Annotated in this window: 14 protein-coding genes and 1 pseudogene; 9 read left to right on the plus strand and 6 right to left on the minus strand. The window is 39.9% G+C overall.

The features are described from left to right. Positions 1 to 64: 64 nt before the first annotated feature. Positions 65 to 2,788: a DNA gyrase subunit A gene (gyrA, locus tag FCN25_RS20720; protein WP_137227252.1), complete on the minus strand. Its 2,724-nt coding sequence runs from the start codon at positions 2,786 to 2,788 to the stop codon at positions 65 to 67. A gap of 387 nt (positions 2,789 to 3,175) precedes the next feature. Between gyrA and ubiG the strand changes: the two genes are divergently transcribed. The 5 genes from ubiG to yfaE all read left to right on the plus strand — a co-directional run bounded on the left by ubiG (position 3,176) and on the right by yfaE (position 9,174). Further along, positions 3,176 to 3,901: a bifunctional 2-polyprenyl-6-hydroxyphenol methylase/3-demethylubiquinol 3-O-methyltransferase UbiG gene (gene ubiG, locus FCN25_RS20725; protein ID WP_137227253.1), complete on the plus strand. Its 726-nt coding sequence runs from the start codon at positions 3,176 to 3,178 to the stop codon at positions 3,899 to 3,901. A gap of 178 nt (positions 3,902 to 4,079) precedes the next feature. Beyond that, positions 4,080 to 4,742, plus strand: coding sequence for an HAD family hydrolase (locus FCN25_RS20730; protein ID WP_137227254.1), 663 nt, complete (start codon positions 4,080 to 4,082; stop codon positions 4,740 to 4,742). Positions 4,743 to 5,295: 553 nt separating this feature from the next. Further along, positions 5,296 to 7,584: a class 1a ribonucleoside-diphosphate reductase subunit alpha gene (gene nrdA / locus FCN25_RS20735; protein WP_137227255.1), complete on the plus strand. Its 2,289-nt coding sequence runs from the start codon at positions 5,296 to 5,298 to the stop codon at positions 7,582 to 7,584. A gap of 71 nt (positions 7,585 to 7,655) precedes the next feature. Continuing rightward, positions 7,656 to 8,786 (plus strand): class Ia ribonucleoside-diphosphate reductase subunit beta, encoded by a 1,131-nt coding sequence (nrdB, locus tag FCN25_RS20740; RefSeq protein ID WP_137227256.1) that lies wholly within the window; start codon positions 7,656 to 7,658, stop codon positions 8,784 to 8,786. Then, the gene (yfaE, locus tag FCN25_RS20745; protein ID WP_137227257.1) at positions 8,776 to 9,174 is read left to right on the plus strand and encodes a class I ribonucleotide reductase maintenance protein YfaE; all 399 of its coding nucleotides are present in this window, start codon (positions 8,776 to 8,778) and stop codon (positions 9,172 to 9,174) included. The genes nrdB and yfaE overlap by 11 nt, the downstream gene beginning before the upstream one ends. 107 nt (positions 9,175 to 9,281) lie before the next feature. On the opposite strand, the pseudogene FCN25_RS21215 reads toward yfaE, so the two are convergent. The 3 genes and pseudogenes from FCN25_RS21215 to FCN25_RS20760 all read right to left on the minus strand — a co-directional run bounded on the left by FCN25_RS21215 (position 9,282) and on the right by FCN25_RS20760 (position 11,858). Beyond that, positions 9,282 to 9,577 (minus strand): annotated as a pseudogene (locus FCN25_RS21215) (2OG-Fe(II) oxygenase). Between the two features lie 190 nt (positions 9,578 to 9,767). After that, on the minus strand, positions 9,768 to 10,649 hold the full coding sequence (locus FCN25_RS20755; protein ID WP_254693696.1) for a hypothetical protein: 882 nt from the start codon (positions 10,647 to 10,649) through the stop codon (positions 9,768 to 9,770). Between the two features lie 60 nt (positions 10,650 to 10,709). Continuing rightward, a complete protein-coding gene (locus FCN25_RS20760) occupies positions 10,710 to 11,858 on the minus strand; it encodes a BamA/TamA family outer membrane protein (RefSeq protein ID WP_137227258.1) in 1,149 nt (382 codons plus the stop codon). A gap of 865 nt (positions 11,859 to 12,723) precedes the next feature. On the opposite strand from FCN25_RS20760, the gene FCN25_RS20770 reads away from it, so the two are divergent. Together FCN25_RS20770 and FCN25_RS20775 are read left to right on the plus strand one after the other, a co-directional pair. After that, entirely contained in the window at positions 12,724 to 13,587 is an 864-nt protein-coding gene (locus FCN25_RS20770) for a PA4780 family RIO1-like protein kinase (RefSeq protein WP_137227259.1), read from the plus strand. 664 nt (positions 13,588 to 14,251) lie between these two features. Beyond that, positions 14,252 to 14,578, plus strand: a complete 327-nt coding sequence (locus FCN25_RS20775; RefSeq protein ID WP_137227260.1) for a hypothetical protein — start codon at positions 14,252 to 14,254, stop codon at positions 14,576 to 14,578. Positions 14,579 to 14,642: 64 nt separating this feature from the next. Here the strand turns inward: FCN25_RS20775 and FCN25_RS20780 are convergent, their stop codons facing one another. Next, positions 14,643 to 14,936, minus strand: coding sequence for a hypothetical protein (locus tag FCN25_RS20780; protein WP_137227261.1), 294 nt, complete (start codon positions 14,934 to 14,936; stop codon positions 14,643 to 14,645). A 299-nt stretch (positions 14,937 to 15,235) separates the two neighbouring features. On the opposite strand from FCN25_RS20780, the gene FCN25_RS20785 reads away from it, so the two are divergent. Continuing rightward, positions 15,236 to 15,913: a haloacid dehalogenase type II gene (locus FCN25_RS20785; RefSeq protein ID WP_137227262.1), complete on the plus strand. Its 678-nt coding sequence runs from the start codon at positions 15,236 to 15,238 to the stop codon at positions 15,911 to 15,913. A gap of 152 nt (positions 15,914 to 16,065) precedes the next feature. Then, the gene (gene yghU, locus FCN25_RS20790; RefSeq protein WP_137227263.1) at positions 16,066 to 16,923 is read left to right on the plus strand and encodes a glutathione-dependent disulfide-bond oxidoreductase; all 858 of its coding nucleotides are present in this window, start codon (positions 16,066 to 16,068) and stop codon (positions 16,921 to 16,923) included. A 169-nt stretch (positions 16,924 to 17,092) separates the two neighbouring features. On the opposite strand, the gene FCN25_RS20795 is transcribed toward yghU, so the two are convergent. Next, positions 17,093 to 19,108, minus strand: coding sequence for an FAD-dependent oxidoreductase (locus FCN25_RS20795; protein ID WP_137227264.1), 2,016 nt, complete (start codon positions 19,106 to 19,108; stop codon positions 17,093 to 17,095). Between the last annotated feature and the right edge of the window lie 62 nt (positions 19,109 to 19,170).

Consider the following 19,170-nt stretch of genomic DNA (forward strand, 5'->3'; position numbering starts at 1 on the left):
TTCCGTAAAATAAAACGAGCGCCATAAGGCGCTCGTTATTGAAGCAGTAAAGTTCGCCGTCAGGTTAATCCTGTTCGTCGTTCTCTACATCACTTTCCACATCAGAACCGGTCGATTCGGTTGACTCACCTTCAGCAACTTCGCCTTCGATGATATCAGCAGGCACAATCACATTGCCTTCTTCGTCTAACAACTCTTCAGTTTGAATTTCTTCAATACGCTGCAAGCCAACGACTTTCTCGTCTTCTGCGGTGCGGATGATAGTCACACCTTGAGTGTTACGACCAATAATAGATACACCTTCAGCAGGAGTACGAACTAACGTTCCTTTGTTACTGATCAACATTATTTCATCAAACTCGCCCACTTGTACAGCGCCGACTACAGGACCATTACGGTCGCTGACTTTAATCGATACCACACCTTTAGTGCCACGGCTCTTCGCTGGGTATTCGCTCAGTTCAGTACGCTTACCGTAACCATTTTCTGTTACGGTTAAAATCGCGCCATCACCTTTAGGAACAATCAGTGAAACTACTTTTTGACCATCTTCAAGCTTAATACCACGAACACCGGTTGCAGTACGGCCCATTGGACGTAAAGCAATGACTTCTTCACCAGTTTCTGCATCACGTTTCACTTCACCCGTTTCAGAGTCACGTGCTTTCTCGTTAAAGCGAACCACTTTACCTTCGTTAGAGAACAACATAATGTCGTCACTACCTTCGGTAATATCAACGCCGATTAACTGATCGCCGTCTTTTAAGTTCACCGCAATAATACCGTTTGCACGAGGATTACTGTAGGCAGTTAATGCTGTTTTCTTAACAGTACCGTGTGCTGTTGCCATAATGATAAATTTATCATCTGCGTATTCACGTACCGGTAGGATTGCAGTAATGTGCTCACCGTCAGAAAGTGGTAATAAGTTTACAATTGGACGACCACGAGCAGTACGACTTGCCAAAGGTAATTGATACACTTTTAGCCAGTACATCTTACCAAAGTCAGAGAAGCACAAGATGGTGTCATGGGTGTTTGCCACCAATAACTTTTCAACAAAGTCTTCATCTTTTACTTTAGTTGCCGCTTTGCCTTTACCACCACGACGCTGAGCTTGGTAGTCAGATAGCACTTGGTATTTTGCATAACCTAAGTGAGATAAAGTCACTACAACGTCTTCTTCATTGATTAAGTCTTCAAGACTCATGTCAATTTCGTTAGCGTTGATAATAGTGCGACGTTCATCACCGTATTGTTCAAGTATTTCTTCTAGTTCTTCTTTAATCACTTCCATCAAACGCGATGGAGTACGAAGAATGAATAACAAACCAGCAATCAGAACTAAAAGCTCTTCATATTCCGCTAAAATCTTATCATGTTCTAGACCGGTTAAACGGTGCAGACGTAATTCCAAAATAGCTTGTGCTTGTTGCTCGGTTAAATAGTACTGACCGTCACGGATACCGAACTCAGGCTCTAACCATTCAGGACGCGCTGCATCATCGCCAGCTTTTTCAAGCATGCCTTGCACATGACCTAACTCCCAACCTTGTGCCACTAACTTTGCTTTGGCTTCAGCTGGTGTAGGTGATGCTTTAATTAACGCAATAATCGGGTCGATGTTAGCCAGTGCAATGGCAAGTGCCTCAAGAACATGAGCACGTTCGCGAGCTTTACGTAATTCAAATACGGTACGGCGCGTGACCACTTCACGACGGTGAAGAATAAAACACTCAAGCATTTCTTTAAGGTTAAACAATTTAGGCTGACCGTTAGTCAATGCCACCATGTTGATACCAAAAGAACACTGCATTTGGGTTTGAGAATATAAGTTGTTTAGTACAACCTCACCCACTTCACCACGTTTGATTTCAATAACAATACGCATACCGTCTTTATCAGACTCGTCACGTAGGCCACTGATACCTTCTAATTTTTTATCTTTAACAAGCTCGGCAATTTTTTCAATCAAACGGGCTTTGTTAACTTGATATGGAATTTCATGAACGATAATACGTTCACGGCCATGATCATCAGTTTCGATATCAGCTTTTGAGCGCATGATTGCGCGGCCACGGCCAGTGTTATAAGCATCGATAATGCCTTTACGACCATTTATTGAAGCTGCAGTTGGGAAATCGGGACCAGGAATGTATTCCATTAACTGTTCAATTGACAAGCTTGGCTCATCGATTAACGCTAAACAGCCCTTCACCACTTCCGTTAAGTTATGTGGTGGGATATTGGTGGCCATACCGACCGCAATACCTGATGAACCGTTAATTAATAGATTCGGTACACGAGTTGGTAATACCGCAGGGATCATCTCGGTGCCATCGTAGTTAGGCACAAAATCCACAGTTTCTTTTTCAAGGTCGGCTAATAATGAATGCGCCAACTTTTGCATGCGAATTTCGGTATAACGCATCGCCGCAGCGGAGTCACCGTCGACCGAACCAAAGTTTCCTTGTCCGTCAACTAATGTGTAGCGTAACGAGAAAGGTTGCGCCATACGTACAATCGTATCGTATACAGCAGTATCACCATGCGGGTGATATTTACCAATTACGTCACCAACAACACGAGCAGATTTTTTATATGGTTTGTTCCAATCGTTTTTTAATTCGCTCATTGCGAACAATACTCGACGATGAACAGGTTTTAAACCGTCACGGACGTCAGGTAATGCACGACCTACAATTACACTCATAGCATAATCAAGGTAAGAATTCTTAAGTTCGTCTTCGATGTTAATTGGCGAAATAGATGATGCCAGATCAGTCATAAACTGCGCGTTCCTCTAAAGTGAGCTGACAATAAAACTTCCATATTATTATCTAGCTTAAAAACGTGATTTGGCATTCTAACACAGATATTTAATGTCGCCAGAGCAAAGACCTGCCAAATCCTCTCTCACTATTAAAAATTATAAAAAAGCTAATATTTTCAGCTGATTTAGTTTATTAATTAGCTAATATACGGCTATTTTTTAACAAAAATTAACCTCAATGAATTTAGGATGTAAACACTGATGAATGCAAAATAACAATTTAACACTCATAAATGGATATTTTATAAGCAAGTGTGAACAATGGTTGCCATTGTTCACTTTTATTCGTAAAGGTTATCGCTATAATAGCCGCCATAGATTTTAAAACAATTAGGTTACGTTATGTCACATGCTGAACAATCGACACCCAATGTTGATCCCCTCGAAATCGCAAAATTTGAAGCCATGGCACAAACATGGTGGGATCTCAATGGCGAGTTCAAGCCATTACACTTACTTAATCCACTGCGTTTAAACTACATTGACCAAACCGCTGATGGAATTTTTGATAAGAAAGTGCTTGATGTTGGCTGTGGTGGCGGCATTTTATCAGAAAGCATGGCGCGCTTAGGTGCACATGTTGATGGTATTGATATGGGGACTGAACCTCTTGAAATAGCAAAACTGCATGCTTTGGAGTCTGGCGTCACAGTCAATTACCTAAAAACGACAGCTGAAGCACACCGCGACACCCACCGCGAATATTACGATGTAGTGACTTGTATGGAAATGCTTGAACATGTACCCGAGCCACAATCGGTTATTCAGGCGTGTTGTGACATGGTTAAACCTAATGGCTTTGTGTTTTTCTCCACGATTAACCGTAATGTTATGTCTTACTTACAAACCATTATTGGCGCCGAATATTTATTAAAAATGTTACCCGTAGGCACCCATAATCACAGTAAGTTCATTCGCCCCTCTGAACTGATAGCATTAGTCGACAATACTGACTTACTGTGTAGAGATGCTTTAGGCATTACCTACAATCCTTTATCTGGGGTATTTAAGTACACTAAAAGTGTTGATGTAAACTATATGATCGCCACCCAGAAAATCAGCGACTAGCCAAGTGGTATCAATAATCGATTAAGCGCGATTATAAGCATTCGCTTAAACGATAGACGATTGATATCACTCGATGATATAACGCTGACGATAAGCACAATAGCGGTTCGTCAGTCACTTCCCTTCTGTATTGGTCACTTTATTGTGGCATTAAACATCTCATTTTAGGAACATCACAGTGCATAAAAATGATGTTAAAGGGGTCTTATTTGATCTTGACGGCACACTTGCTGACACAGCACCAGATTTGATACATGCGCTTAATTTGAGTTTGGATGATGCGGGTTTTAGCGCTCAGCCACTCGATAAAATGCGTCATGCAGCCTCTCACGGCAGTTTATTTTTGGTTAAAACGGCTATTCCGGATGCTGATGAAGCATTGCAAATCCGTATTCAACAAGGGTTACTACACCACTATGCCCGTATTAATGGCGATTACAGCCGCTTGTTTACAGATTTACCTGAACTGCTGACATTATTAGATCAGCAAGGTATCCCTTATGGAGTGGTGACCAATAAGCCTGCTCGTTTTGCTCGTCCTCTCATTGAAAAACTAAATTTAACTCATCAGCTTAAAGCAATCATTAGTGGTGACAGCACCCGTTATGCCAAACCACATACGGCACCAATGTTGTTAGCGGCGCAGCAAATAGCAACACCACCAGAACATATTTTGTATTTAGGTGACGCAGAGCGTGATTTAGTCGCTGCACATAATGCTAATATGCTTGGAGGTGTCGCGCTTTGGGGATATTTATCACCCCATGATACGCCCGATTTATGGCCATCAAGATGTCAATTTAAACACGGTGCATCGTTAAAACAATTTTTTGCAGAATAATGACATTCAGTGATGGGATATCAACAAATGAGTCTTTATGGTGAATCACCAATTATTGATTATGATCACGATCACTTGACGATCAAAAGTGGTAAAAGATCAATATAAAAATGAGCATAATTTATTGATCGCTGTTTATTGTAGCGATCGAATTTTTCTCATTTAACGGTTGAAAAAATATCACTTATCAAAAACTCGTTATAAATTTGGGCTCTAGGGTTAGCCGTCACTAACCCTGCGGTTTATCCTCAAGTTATCCACAACAAGTTAATGAAATTGTGGCTTGCAAAAAGGCTCAAACCTCATTATCTTGTATCTAAGATTTTAAATAGCACCATATCTTGTGTGTGGCTGACAATCAAAACACTACGCCTTTACATTATAAAGAACGTAGATGCTAACTAAATGTATTGGTATTTATACTATGTTGTGAATACATTAAGCTTGATTGTTTTAACATGGAATTGTTTTGTAACTGATTCGGATCGAATCCAGCAGCACGGCATCCAACAACAGATCACATGTTTTGATATAGAACCAAGGCCTCTCTTCAATGAATAGCAATATGACAGTCACTAAACGCAGTGGCGAACGTGAACCGATCGATTTAGATAAAATTCATCGCGTGATCACTTGGGCAGCCAAGGGATTAAAAAACGTCTCAGTATCTGAAGTAGAACTTCGATCTCACCTGCAGTTTTTTGACGGCATTCCGACTGAAGCCATTCATGAAACCATCATTAAAGCAGCGGCTGATTTGATCTCCCCAGAATCACCTGATTACCAATTTTTGGCAGCCCGTTTAGCGGTATTCCATTTACGTAAAAGAGCCTTTGGTCAATTTGAACCGCCTAAGTTATATGATCATGTCACCAAGTTGGTTGATATTGGTAAATATGACAAGCATATATTGGCTGACTACAGCCGCGAAGAACTAGACATTCTTGATACCTATATTGATCACTGGCGTGACATGAACTTCTCGTATGCAGCAGTAAAGCAACTTGAAGGTAAATACCTAGTACAAAATCGTGTGTCTCATGAAATATATGAAAGCGCACAGTTTTTGTACATTTTGGTAGCAGCATGTTTGTTTGCTCGATATCCGAAAGAAATCCGTCTGAAATACATTAAAGATTTCTACGATGCGACATCTTTATTTAAGATTTCTCTGCCTACGCCAATTATGGCAGGCGTACGTACACCTACCCGTCAGTTCAGTTCATGTGTATTAATTGAGTGTGATGACAGCTTAGATTCAATCAATGCAACCGCATCTTCTATCGTTAAATACGTGAGCCAACGCGCAGGTATTGGTATTAATGCTGGTCGTATTCGTGCCTTAGGCAGCCCTATTCGTGGCGGCGAAGCATTCCACACAGGTTGTTTACCCTTTTATAAATATTTCCAAACTGCGGTTAAGTCTTGCTCTCAAGGCGGCGTACGTGGTGGTGCAGCTACACTTTTCTATCCTTTATGGCATTTAGAAGTTGAATCGCTACTTGTATTGAAAAACAACCGTGGTGTTGACGATAACCGTGTACGTCATCTTGACTACGGTGTGCAGTTAAACAAATTAATGTACCAACGTTTGATTAAAGGTGAATACATTAGCCTATTCAGTCCATCAGACGTGCCTGGCCTTTACGATGCATTCTTTGAAGATCAAGTCGAATTTGAACGTTTATATCTTCAGTATGAGCAAGACAGCAGTGTCCGTAAAAAACAAATTAAAGCCGTTGAACTGTTTTCATTGATGATGCAAGAGCGTGCTTCTACTGGCCGTATTTATATTCAAAACGTAGATCATTGTAATACCCACAGTCCATTCGATTCAAAAGTGGCACCAATTAAGCAATCTAACTTGTGTTTAGAAATTGCCTTGCCGACTAAGCCACTGAATAACATCAATGATCCAGACGGTGAAATTGCGTTATGTACCTTGTCAGCACTTAACTTAGGTGCAATCCAAGATTTATCTGAGCTTGAGCCGTTAGCTGATTTAGCCGTACGTGCATTAGATAACTTACTTGATTACCAAGATTACCCAATTAAAGCAGCGCAAACGAGTTCAATGAATCGTCGTACCCTCGGTATTGGTGTCATTAACTTTGCTAATTACTTAGCCAAGAATGGTAAAAAGTACTCAGACGGTTCAGCTAATAACTTAACCCACAAAACCTTTGAAGCGATTCAGTTCTATTTGCTTAAAGCGTCAATGAACTTGGCAAAAGAGCAAGGCGCATGTCCGTTATTCCACGAGACAACGTACTCAAAGGGTATTTTACCCATCGACACCTACAAGCGCGATTTAGACAAAATTTGTGACGAACCATTGCACATGGATTGGGAAAGTTTACGTAGCGATATTAAACAATACGGTTTGCGTAACTCAACGCTTTCTGCATTAATGCCGTCTGAAACTTCATCGCAAATATCAAACGCGACTAATGGTATTGAGCCTCCACGTGGTTTAATCAGCGTAAAAGCTAGTAAAGACGGTCAACTAAAACAAGTAGTACCAGACTTTGATGTACTTAAAGACAAGTACGAATTACTTTGGAACATGCCTAATAATGATGGTTACATTCAACTTGTTGGTTTAATGCAGAAGTTTATTGACCAAGCAATATCAGCTAACACTAATTACGACCCAAGCCGTTTTGAAGGCGGTCGAGTGCCGATGCAGACATTGCTCAAAGATTTACTAAGCGTATACAAACTGGGCATTAAAACATTGTATTATCATAATACTCGCGACGGTGCCTCTGATCAGTTTGATGACATTATCGCTGTCGAAGAAGAAGACGATGGCTGCGGTGGCGGTGCGTGTAAGATCTAATCATCACTTTATCAATATTTAGCGGGGTCTTCCCCGCTTTTTGGAAAATGCGTTATCAGGACACCTAAATAATGGCTTACTCTACATTTTGTCAAACACCTAACGATTCAACCAAAGAACCTATGTTTTTCGGTCAATCGGTTAATGTGGCTCGCTACGATCAACAAAAATATGAAGTATTCGAAAAGTTGATTGAAAAGCAATTATCGTTTTTCTGGCGTCCAGAAGAAGTTGATGTCAGCCGTGACAAAATTGATTTCGGTGATTTACCTGATCACGAAAAACACATTTTCTTATCTAATCTTAAATACCAAACCTTACTCGATTCTATCCAAGGTCGTTCACCAAATGTGGCATTTTTGCCTTTGGTATCGCTGCCAGAATTAGAAACGTGGATTGAAACATGGTCGTTTTCTGAAACCATTCACTCACGTTCATATACTCATATCATTCGTAATATTGTTAACGACCCTTCTGTCGTATTTGACGATATTGTCCAGAATGAAGAAATATTAAAGCGTGCTGGTGATATTGCGGCTTATTATGATGACCTGATTAAACTCACCCAGATTAATAACCTCTTAGGTGAAGGTACTCACGTTATCGATGGTGAATCAATTACGGTTAACTCACGTATCCTAAAAAAATCACTCTATTTATGCATGATGTCAGTTAACGCCTTAGAAGCTATTCGTTTCTATGTCAGTTTTGCGTGTTCGTTTGCCTTTGCAGAGCGTCGTGTCATGGAAGGCAACGCTAAAATTATTCGTTTAATTGCCCGTGACGAAGCATTACACCTTAACAGTACTCAACACATATTAAGCCTAATGCAAGGCGGTAAAGACGATCCAGAAATGGGCGAAATTGCTGCTGAGTGTAAACAAGAAGCGTATGACTTATTCGTCAAAGCAGCAGAGCAAGAAAAAGAATGGGCTAAATACTTATTCAAAGACGGTTCAATGATAGGCTTAAATGAACAAATTCTATGTCAGTATGTTGAATTTATTACGAACCAACGGATGAAGTCGGTACATTTACCACAACCGTATCCAGATCAATCAAACCCGTTACCGTGGATGAAGAATTGGTTAGAAAGTGATGCTGTGCAAGTTGCCCCACAAGAAGTAGAAGTGTCATCTTATCTTGTTGGTCAAATTGACTCTTCTGTTGATGGCGATGAGTTTTTAGATTTTGACCTATAAAAAGTTTTTCAAAAAAGCGCCTATTATAAGCTTGAAAGGACAGCCGGTTATTTTGTTTGACGGCCAACATTCAAGTTTATTAGAAGCGCTTGAATCGAAAAAAGTAAAAGTATTTTCAGAGTGTCGTAATGGATTTTGCGGTGCTTGTAAAACCACAGTCATATCTGGAGAAGTAAACTATTTTTGCGAGCCTCTTGCAGAACTTAAAGCCGACCAGTGTCTACCCTGTTGTTGTGTGCCTAATGGCGATTTAAATCTCAAACTCTCTTCTGAGGGCGTTAAAGTGGTCACTAAACGCCAATACACTGTACCAAATAGCCCAGAACAACCGACAACGGCGTTAACTCAACAAATTCACACCAACACCAAGCTGGCTCACGAAGGTTAAACTGTCACTGCTAGTGCCTTCTTTTGAATGTTTAGCGTTGGATATTGGCATTTTAAGATTGAGATATGCGTTTTGAAATATGAATACTGAAATGTGAATGCTTTTGTTTAAATATTTAAGGCCAAGCTTAATAGCACACGTTTGCCTGACTCAATCTTACTCACGCTGTGTTCATATTTATCAGGACGAAACAAATACACCCTCCCCATAAATTCACTATGCATTTTTCACAGTTGAACACCCCACCTACTTTTGGTTGTCGCAACACAAAATTTAACTTGTAATAACGACCCTGTTGTACGGGATCAATATGTTTCATCACCCGATGATAAGTATGGTAAGTCACTTGGTTTATCGAGAACACTCTACTGCTAAAAATGGCTTTATTGATCACCTTGGCCATGCTCACTCCAATTGACATATCAGATGTCAATTATACTGATATCCAAGCCATCAGGAAGCCAGGTCAACCATTTAAAATCATCTATGATAGACGATAGATATTGGTTTAAGTCGGTTCAATAGCGCAGTAAACGTTAGCGATTAGGCTATTGCCACTGGCTTCAAGTAAATCACGGTTAAAGGTAGCTAGGTTAACCTAATGGGGAACTCTTTGTGAAGATATCACAGGATGACACATAGCTATCAAGCTCAATAAGGCCTTGGAGAATGAAACCATGATAATGGGCTTTTACAAGTTGAAAATTCATGCTTGGCGCAAAAAAATAGGTTACCTCATCTGCTCCCGTTTGCTCAACGGGTATCAATTGCATTTCACCCCAAGGGGGTATAGTCGCTGTTACTGCACTTTTAACATAGTATTGATAAGGCTCAAGCGCATCAGAGGCCTGCCTTACTAAAGCAAATTGTTGTCTTCCGCGAATAAGGTATTCACGTATTTGAATCGCTAAGGTATCAACATCTCTTAAAGGAATCGTTTTTGATTGATAAGCCGTGATATCGCCATCAAGATCAACCTGAGATTCAAGACCATTATTCGCCACGGTGACTTGCATGTCTCGAGAGCGAAAACCGCTAACCTGTTGATGAAAGTTATCGGTCAGCCATTCATTAGTGATATTTGACCATGATACTTCGCTTCGCTGTCGATACTGAGTGCCAATACCCAAAATACTGGCTTCACTTTTTGAAGTGATGATGGCTGACTTACCTTGCCATTTCTCAATACGAGTCATTTTACCTGTATGCAGCCCACTAAGATAAATAGAATAATTAAAGGTCTTTAGACATTTATCTTGGTTTTCACCCGCTAATACACTGCTGCTTTGCAGCAAACCACATGAAAGGCCAAATATCATCAATACTCTGGTGCCCACCACACAAGCCGCGGTAGATACCCTAATATTAGGATAGCTTGTCAGCATACGCTTTATTCGCATCATTAATGTCATCATCGGAATTGGCATTTCACTATCGATTGTTTCCTTGGAAATTGTTACTTTGAAAATTGTCATCTACAAATAGTGACCTTAAAAAGCATCATCAAACATAGTGTCATTTACAATAACATTGTCTTAAAAAACTTCATTCACATTTAAATAGAAATTAGTTTCATTTTCTCCCACCCCAACATCAAGACGTAAATTAATATTGTCTTTAATGTTAAAGCGAAATCCAGTACCGTAAGCCGTTAATAAGGTGTCGGTTAGCTCGCTCACTTTAGGCGCTACACTGCCAACAGCACCCCAAAATACCATGCCATAACGTTGAAATATCGGTAATCGGTATTCAACTTGGCCCATCATCATTTGTTCATCTCGATAACGACCTCTAATGTAACCACGCATCGCATCGGATCCACCAAGGTCAGGTAACAAGCTCCAAGGTACGTCACCACTGGTAAGATGGCCTTGAACTTGCCAAGCGATCAATCCCGGCATTGAACTTAAGTCAATATAGTTGGCTAACTCGATGTTATAGGTAGAAAACGAATCATATTGATCATTTTGATATAAACCGGCATCGACCTGAAATAACCACCCTTTGGTCGCATTTAAACGGTAATCCCTTGAATCATAAATACTAGAAACAACCACACCAGAGCTAAAATTATTCGGTAAAATATCACTTGAATCCACTGACAACCCAGTAGAAACCAGCTCTAAACTATCGGCGCTGGTGTAAATAAAGTCAGCTCCAACACCAATAAAATAGTGACTGGCAATCTCGGTCATCCAGCGAGGTTTAAAACTATACAGTTGTTCATCGAATTCATGATGATTAAGGTCTTGATCTCCTTCATCAATCCCAACACCATAATAAACAGCAGCTTCATTGTGCAGCTCTAAATCAAGTAATAATCGCTGTTTTCCTTGGTTTAAAAACGTCATATTTTCAATTTGAACACCATAGGATTGATTCATAGATACAAATGAATTCAATACTAATGATGATGGTTGTTCTTCACTCGATGCATTATCGGTTTTATACAAGCCCACCATTAATAACCCGACACCAAACTTTTTTTCCGGGGTGTAATAAGCTGTCGGCAAATAGCTCATATCAATCGCTTTGGTATCATCAAACTCGCCATCTGCACCAAACACCGACAGGATGTCATCAATCCAAGTGGGTTCCATGTCTTGCGGTGTTTCAAATAAGGGTTCAACAGCAGTGGCTGCATTAGAAAAAATAAATAGTGCGAGAAGTAAGGTCCGTTTCATAAAAACTCTATTAACATGTTTAAATTGTTTCGCATAACGACAAAAATGCAAAATATTTGTACTACTAAATGGCCGCGTAATGTGATGATGTCTTTGTTACAAACAATTGTATCAAATCACAATAATTCACAATTATTCACAATTATTCACAATTATTATCCTGCCAATAACTTAACGTTGACTGAAGAAAAGCTTAATTGTTACTGAACCACAGCATTGCTAGATATCAATTTTAGCGATTACCCATTCGGTTAGCGTTAGCCCTAATATACAGACCACAACAACCAGATTAACGTCATTGGTATTGCTTCAATGGTGAAATCGAAGCGCAATATACCACATTTCATTCTTTAAATTGACAATTACTCAACATAGTCTCCCTCTGTGTGACTCGAAAATAAGGTCAATTTCGACTATGTTTAACTGAATGGGTACAATGATTTAAATCATCAAACAAAAATGTATTAATAGAGCGTATTGAATCAATAATGCACGACAAATCAGACTTATTTAATCTGTGTTGTTTAAGGGCTGTGGATCTTTCAAGGTTGGTTTGGCAGCGAATTGTTGGTCCTTACTTAAACATGAGCTATAAGGCAGAGGCTTTGTGTTGTAGTTATTCTACATAAAAAGCCGATAACGCTGTAGAAATGGCCAACAAACGCTGCCCGAAGGGTTCGGCTAAAAGCGTTTTACTCTTTGTTGAGATAATTATGCTTAGATTACTAGGCAGCAATCCTCTCGCCTCAATTAAAACGCTTTTATCTCGAACAAAATTTAACCGGAAAAGTTCAACAGACCCTAGCAAGTGAAAATTATTTCCTTAGATATATCATCCAGCGCGCAAGTAAGGTATAACGACGCAATGAAAACGCCTATACGATTACAACCACTGGTTGACGATGGTCTCGTCGATGAAGTGATAAGCCAACTCATGAGTGGCAAAGAAGCTACCGTCTATATGATCAGATGTGGCAATGAGATCCGCTGCGCCAAAGTGTATAAGGAAGCCACTAAACGCAGCTTTAAAAAAGCAGCACAATATCAAGAAGGTCGAAAAACCAAAAATAGTCGTCGTGGACGAGCCATGGAAAAGGGCTCGAAATACGGTCGAGAAGAACAAGAGAAAGCCTGGCAACATGCCGAGGTCGACGCATTATACAAATGCGCCGCTGCCAAAATTAGAGTACCAGTGCCTTATGGTTGCTTTGATGGGGTGTTATTGATGGAGTTGATCACCAATTTTCATGGTGATGTCGCTCCTCGGTTAAATGACGTTACAGAGATGAGTGCCGAGCAAGCAAAAATCCAGCATTACATCATGATGGGTTATGTTGTCCGTATGCTATGTGCAGGTATTGTTCATGGTGATCTATCTGAGTTTAACGTACTCGTTGACCAAAATGGACCGGTGATTATTGATCTGCCCCAAGCAGTTGACGCATCAGCAAACAATAATGCAAAAGCCATGTTATTTCGTGATGTTAATAATATGACTGACTATTATTCACAATTTGCCCCAGAATTAGCCACTATGAAGTATGCTAAAGAAATGTGGGCCTTGTATGAACAAGGTGAATTAACACCGGAAACAGAATTAACTGGCTTGTTTGAAGAAGACACCACGGCAGCTGATGTCGATTCTGTATTAGAAGAAATTAACGCAGCATTTGAAGAAGCCCAAGAAAGACGCGAGCGCATAAGTGATGCAAACAACGACGAGTATTAAATCAATCGTTTATTCACTCATGTGAAGACCTAGGGAGACTTACGGACAAATTATCGAACGATTTTTCCGGTATTATGTCTCCCTATTTTATCGCCCCTACCCCAAGTCAACTCCGAAGCAAAAGTATGGAACTCTTCTAATTAAACAGCAGTTGGCCAAAATAACAGGCTGGCGGACCAACATTTATACAGCATAGGCTTAATCCGACTCTGAGCGAAGATAAAATTTCATCACTGACAACGAAGGCTGGTTGATCGTTGACAATGAATTTTATTGATGTTTAAAGCAATTTAAACAAGGCAGAGCGAATAACAAATAGTATTAAACATCAGTAATCGATAACACAGTAGTAAGATGCTACAAACACAGCCCGAATGATTCAGCTAACAGGACACTACTCTTTTTGACGAGTTATTTACCTAATTACAGACTTGATTTTTAACACTTACGCCACTTAACAAAAACACCAAACCATTGATATTAAAAAATAACATCCATGAAAGACCAACTGCTAGAGCCTAAATGTAAATCAGTTATTTTCCTCATAGTAATAAATAAAGGGTTATAAGGTAGTGTCGTCAATTTGTTGTGCACTATATAACCTTGTATTTTACATGGTTAAGAGGGTGTATAATTAAATTGAAAAGATTACAAGGAGGATATTATGAATGGTTATGTTTTATCTGCATTACTAGTTTTTCTCACTATTTCTATGTCAGCTAATGCTACTGAAAATGAAAATGGTAGTATGGGAATGTCTCAAATGCCTGTATTTTCCGATATTGATACTAATCAAGACAAATTGCTATCTGAAGAGGAGTTTGAACACTTTCAAAATGCAAGACAAGAGTTGCGTGAATCTGAAGGTCGCATGTTAAAAAACTCATCGCATTGTCATGAAATGTTTGAGCGTATCGATTCAGATCATAATAATGTTATTGATGCTAAAGAATTTCAATCTCATCACGAAATGATGAGATACTCTAAATAATCAATATCGCTTTAGAGAGGTCTAAATTTATGACCTCTCTTTTATAAACGGTTTACATTTTAAATCAACACTCTGCCGCGATTAGCTTACCTTTAAATACCCCATAAAAAGCCACACAAGCACCAGCAAAACCTAAAAATGAACATATTAGGCGATAATCACTGTTGTCGATAAAGAAGTTAGCCACACTGAAAACCAATAAAATAAGTAAACCAACGTTTTTGGTCATCATCATTTTAGGTTCAAACATCAGCCACTGCTGACATTTAGGGCATTGTGTTTCAACACCACTTTTGCCTTTGCGCACTTGTTTTAGTGCTTTACGAGCAAAGATACCCTGACAACAAGGACATTCCATTTTACATCACCTATAATAATTTTAATTATTATAATACAATGAATTAACACAAATTCAAAGGTATCTATCTCACACCGATAACATTCGTTAACACAATCTGACTTATATACAAAACATTTTAGAACGATCGCTCAAAATAGTGGTTGAACGAATGATATTGTTAGTTTATAGTCTAACAAATACAGAATATTGTTACCCCGATAACTCGCCAGAGAAGTGAATATCCTCAACAAATAATAATTAATTACACTGAGTCTTAATCTTAACACTAGGATCGAAACACGAATGGAGCAAACAACATGCACAAAATGATAGGGTTTGATGTTTATGGCACATTAGTGGACCCAGTGGACATGGGTCAACATCTGCAAGTGTTAATCGGCGACAAAGCGCAAGAATTTAGTCAGCTCTGGCATGATAAGAAAGTTGAATATGCATTTCGTCGTGGTTTAATGCAGAAATATGAAGATTTCACTGTCTGTACTCAACAAGCTCTACAATATTGCTTATCCGTTTTCAATGTCACATTGTCAAACAGCGAACAACAAGATTTACTGGCTAAATTTAGTCAGCTGGCAGCCTTTGAAGATGTTATTCCTGGGCTAGCTCTTCTACGTGACAAAGGTCATACCCTTGCTGCATTTTCAAATGGTCCAGAAATTGCTGTTCGCACATTAATGGCTAATGCTGGAGTATTACCTCTTTTGGATAATGTCATCAGTGTTGACGATCTCAAGACTTATAAACCTAACCCTGCCGTTTACCATCATTTAATGACTCGCACTCAATCTGAACCACAACATTGTTGGATGGTATCGAGTAATCCATGGGATGTTATTGGTGCAAAAGCGGCAGGACTTAACACGGCTTGGATTCAACGGGACAGTAAAAAAGTATTTGATCCCTGGGGAATGGAGCCTGATTTAACTGTCACCAATTTAATCGAATTAAGTGAACAGTTAGCCGTCATAGAATAAAAATGAACAACGACATTAAAGAGACAAAAGCATAACTCATACGAGTTGATGCTAATGCAACCAATTCAAACACGTTACACTAACCTTATTCAGTTAAGCGTATTTTAAATTTGTATGGTTAACCTGTAAACGGGTTATCACGAGGAGATTTTATGAGTAACCAATATACCCCACCTAAAGTTTGGACTAATAATACTAATGGTGGTAACAAATGGGCAAACATCAATAGCCCAGAGTCTGGTGCTAGATTCGAGAAAGTACTACCTGTAGGTCAACATTCTTTACAACTTTATTCTCTTGGCACACCTAACGGGCAAAAAGTAACGATTCTTTTAGAAGAGCTACTTGCTTTAGGGATTAAACAGGCGGAGTACGATGCTCATATCATTAACATCGGTGAATCTGACCAATTTTCGTCTGGGTTTGTTGATATAAATCCAAACTCAAAAATTCCTGCCCTATTAGATAAATCAGCTGATGAAGATGTTAACGTATTTGAATCTGCATCCATTCTGGTTCATCTCGCAGAGAAATTCGACCAGTTTCTACCTAAAGACGGGAAAGCAAGAACCCAAACATTTAATTGGTTATTCTGGGCGCAAGGCTCTGCCCCTTTCCTAGGAGGTGGCTTTGGTCATTTTTACGCCTATGCTGATGAAAAACAAGAATATCCTATTAACCGTTTTGCGATGGAAGTTAAACGCCAATTAGATGTATTGGATAAACAACTGGCAAAAAATACCTTTGTTTCTGGCGAGGAATATACCATTGCGGATATGGCAATATGGCCTTGGTACGGCAACTTAGTATTAGGTAAGTTGTATAGCGCCGCCGAATTTCTCGATGTTGCAAGCTACAAAAATGTCGTGCGCTGGGCCAATCAGATATTAATCCGTCCAGCAGTACAACGTGGCAGAATAGTGAATACAACATGGGGCGAACCATGGGAAATGTTACCAGAACGTCACAGTGCGGCAGACATTGATGCAGTATTAGCATTAAAGCCTTAAACACTAAAACGTATTATCCACAACAAACCCATCGATGATAAGTCAGAAACTAACCGTTATTGGGTTTCGTTAACGCAACAAAAAGCCTTCTTTTTTACAGAAGGCTTTTTTATACAAGGTGCGTACATCACTTCAATGAAGACAGCTAAACGCTAGCATTTGCGAGAAACTAGATACTCATCGCGAGCTCTGCACCTTGACGAATAGCGCGTTTAGCATCTAATTCAGCAGCCACATCTACCCCACCAATTAAATGGACAGGTATTCCACTCGCTTTCATTTCATCAACTAACGTGCGATTTGACACCTGTCCGGCACACAACACCACATTATCGACATCAAGCACTTCAGTTTGATCACCCACTTTAATGTGTAGCCCTTGCTCATCAAACTTTTCGTAGCTAACACCCGTTTTCATATGTACATCATGTTGCTTTAACACACTACGATGGATCCAACCGGTTGTTTTACCCAGCCCCTTACCCATTTTAGTGGTCTTGCGTTGCAATAAATACACATCTCGGCCTGGTTGATGTTCCGGTTCGTCGGTTAAACCACCTGCGTGCTGATACGTTTTATCAATACCCCATTGTTCCAACCACTTGTCTGGTCGTAATGTATTTGATTCGCGCTCGCATAAGAAGTGAGCAATATCAAAACCAATGCCGCCTGCACCAATCAAGGCTACATTGTGGCCAATTTCAACTTGTCCCGTTAATACTTGCTGGTAATCAACTACTTTAGGATTATCAAAACCTGGCAAATCTATTCCTCGAGGTATCACCCCAGAAGCAATCACAATTTCATCAAATTTTTCATTCGCTAATACTGCCGCATCAAGTTTGGTGTTTAGGCGAAGATCAACTTTATGCAGTTTAATTTGATTGATGAAATAACGAATGGTTTCGTTAAACTCTTCTTTCCCTGGGATTTTACGTGCTAAATTAAACTGGCCACCGACTTCAGACTTGGCTTCAAAAAGTACCACTTCATGACCACGCGTCGCAGCATAAACAGAAAACGCCATCCCAGCAGGACCAGCACCCATTACCGCAATTCGTTTTTTATGGCTGGTAGGGGTAAAATTAATTTCAGTTTCATAACACGCGCGAGGGTTGACTAAACAAGTCGCTCGCTTCATTGAAAAGGTATGGTCCAAACAGGCTTGGTTACAGCCAATACACGTATTAATTAATTCTGGCGTATTAGCAGCAGCTTTATTCACAAATTCTGCGTCGGCTAAAAATGGTCTCGCCATTGATACCATATCGGCTTGACCAGATGCGATAATCTTCTCACCTATTTCAGGGGTGTTAATTCGATTTGTTGCTATCAACGGAACCGTAACTTCAGCTTTAAGTTTTTCAGTCACCCATGAAAATGCCCCACGTGGCACACTCGTTGAAATCGTCGGTACACGTGCTTCATGCCAACCAATACCGGTATTTATAATGCTGACACCGGCTTGTTCTAGCAATTTCGCCAACTCTACAACTTCATCCCAAGTTGAACCATTATCAACTAAGTCGAGCATCGACAAACGAAACACAATAATAAACTCTTTGCCTATTTTGGCCCGAATAGCATTGACGATATCAATTGGGAACTTAATTCTATTTTCATAGCTTCCGCCCCATTCGTCACTGCGTTTATTGGTACGAGAACTGATAAATTGATTGATTAGATAGCCTTCTGATCCCATCACTTCAACACCGTCATAACCGGCTTTTTTGGCCAATGCCGCGCTAGTAGCATAGTCTTTAACGGTAGAACGCACTTGTCGCGCAGACATCGCAGATGGTGTAAAAGGGGTAATTGGTGATTTTATTTTACTCGGGGCTAAACTGAAAGGATGATAGCTATAACGACCCGCATGTAAAATTTGCATGCAAATCTTACCACCCGCCTCATGTACGGCATCTGTCACTATTTTATGTTTACCGACTTGCCAAGAAAAACTCAATTGACAAGCATGTGGCGCTAAGCGTCCACGTAAATTGGGTGCAATACCACCGGTGACGATTAAGCCTACACCACCTTGAGCACGTTCTTTATAGAACGCTGCCAGTTTCTCAAATCCGCCTTTTTCTTCTTCTAATCCCGTGTGCATCGAGCCCATCAACACGCGATTTTTAAGCTGTGTAAAGCCGAGATCTAAAGGTTCTAATAAGTGTGGAAACGACATTCAAACATCCTTTTTAAACAAGTGATTTAAACCAGCATACATCGACAATAAATTTTGCTCAA

It is taken from the genome of Shewanella sp. MEBiC00475, assembly GCF_005234075.1.
In the GTDB taxonomy this organism is placed as follows: Bacteria; Pseudomonadota; Gammaproteobacteria; order Enterobacterales; family Shewanellaceae; genus Shewanella; species Shewanella polaris.

Bases quoted from the DNA above. Each gene is read 5' to 3' on its own strand.
- yghU (WP_137227263.1), top strand. From the start codon at position 16,066: ATGAGTAACCAATATACCCCACCTAAAGTTTGGACTAATAATACTAAT.
- ubiG (WP_137227253.1), top strand. From the start codon at position 3,176: ATGTCACATGCTGAACAATCGACACCCAATGTTGATCCCCTCGAAATC.
- FCN25_RS20755 (WP_254693696.1), bottom strand. From the start codon at position 10,649: ATGACAATTTTCAAAGTAACAATTTCCAAGGAAACAATCGATAGTGAA.
- nrdB (WP_137227256.1), top strand. From the start codon at position 7,656: ATGGCTTACTCTACATTTTGTCAAACACCTAACGATTCAACCAAAGAA.
- gyrA (WP_137227252.1), bottom strand. From the start codon at position 2,788: ATGACTGATCTGGCATCATCTATTTCGCCAATTAACATCGAAGACGAA.
- FCN25_RS20785 (WP_137227262.1), top strand. From the start codon at position 15,236: ATGCACAAAATGATAGGGTTTGATGTTTATGGCACATTAGTGGACCCA.
- FCN25_RS20795 (WP_137227264.1), bottom strand. From the start codon at position 19,108: ATGTCGTTTCCACACTTATTAGAACCTTTAGATCTCGGCTTTACACAG.
- nrdA (WP_137227255.1), top strand. From the start codon at position 5,296: ATGAATAGCAATATGACAGTCACTAAACGCAGTGGCGAACGTGAACCG.
- FCN25_RS20760 (WP_137227258.1), bottom strand. From the start codon at position 11,858: ATGAAACGGACCTTACTTCTCGCACTATTTATTTTTTCTAATGCAGCC.
- FCN25_RS20775 (WP_137227260.1), top strand. From the start codon at position 14,252: ATGAATGGTTATGTTTTATCTGCATTACTAGTTTTTCTCACTATTTCT.
- FCN25_RS20770 (WP_137227259.1), top strand. From the start codon at position 12,724: ATGAAAACGCCTATACGATTACAACCACTGGTTGACGATGGTCTCGTC.
- FCN25_RS20780 (WP_137227261.1), bottom strand. From the start codon at position 14,936: ATGGAATGTCCTTGTTGTCAGGGTATCTTTGCTCGTAAAGCACTAAAA.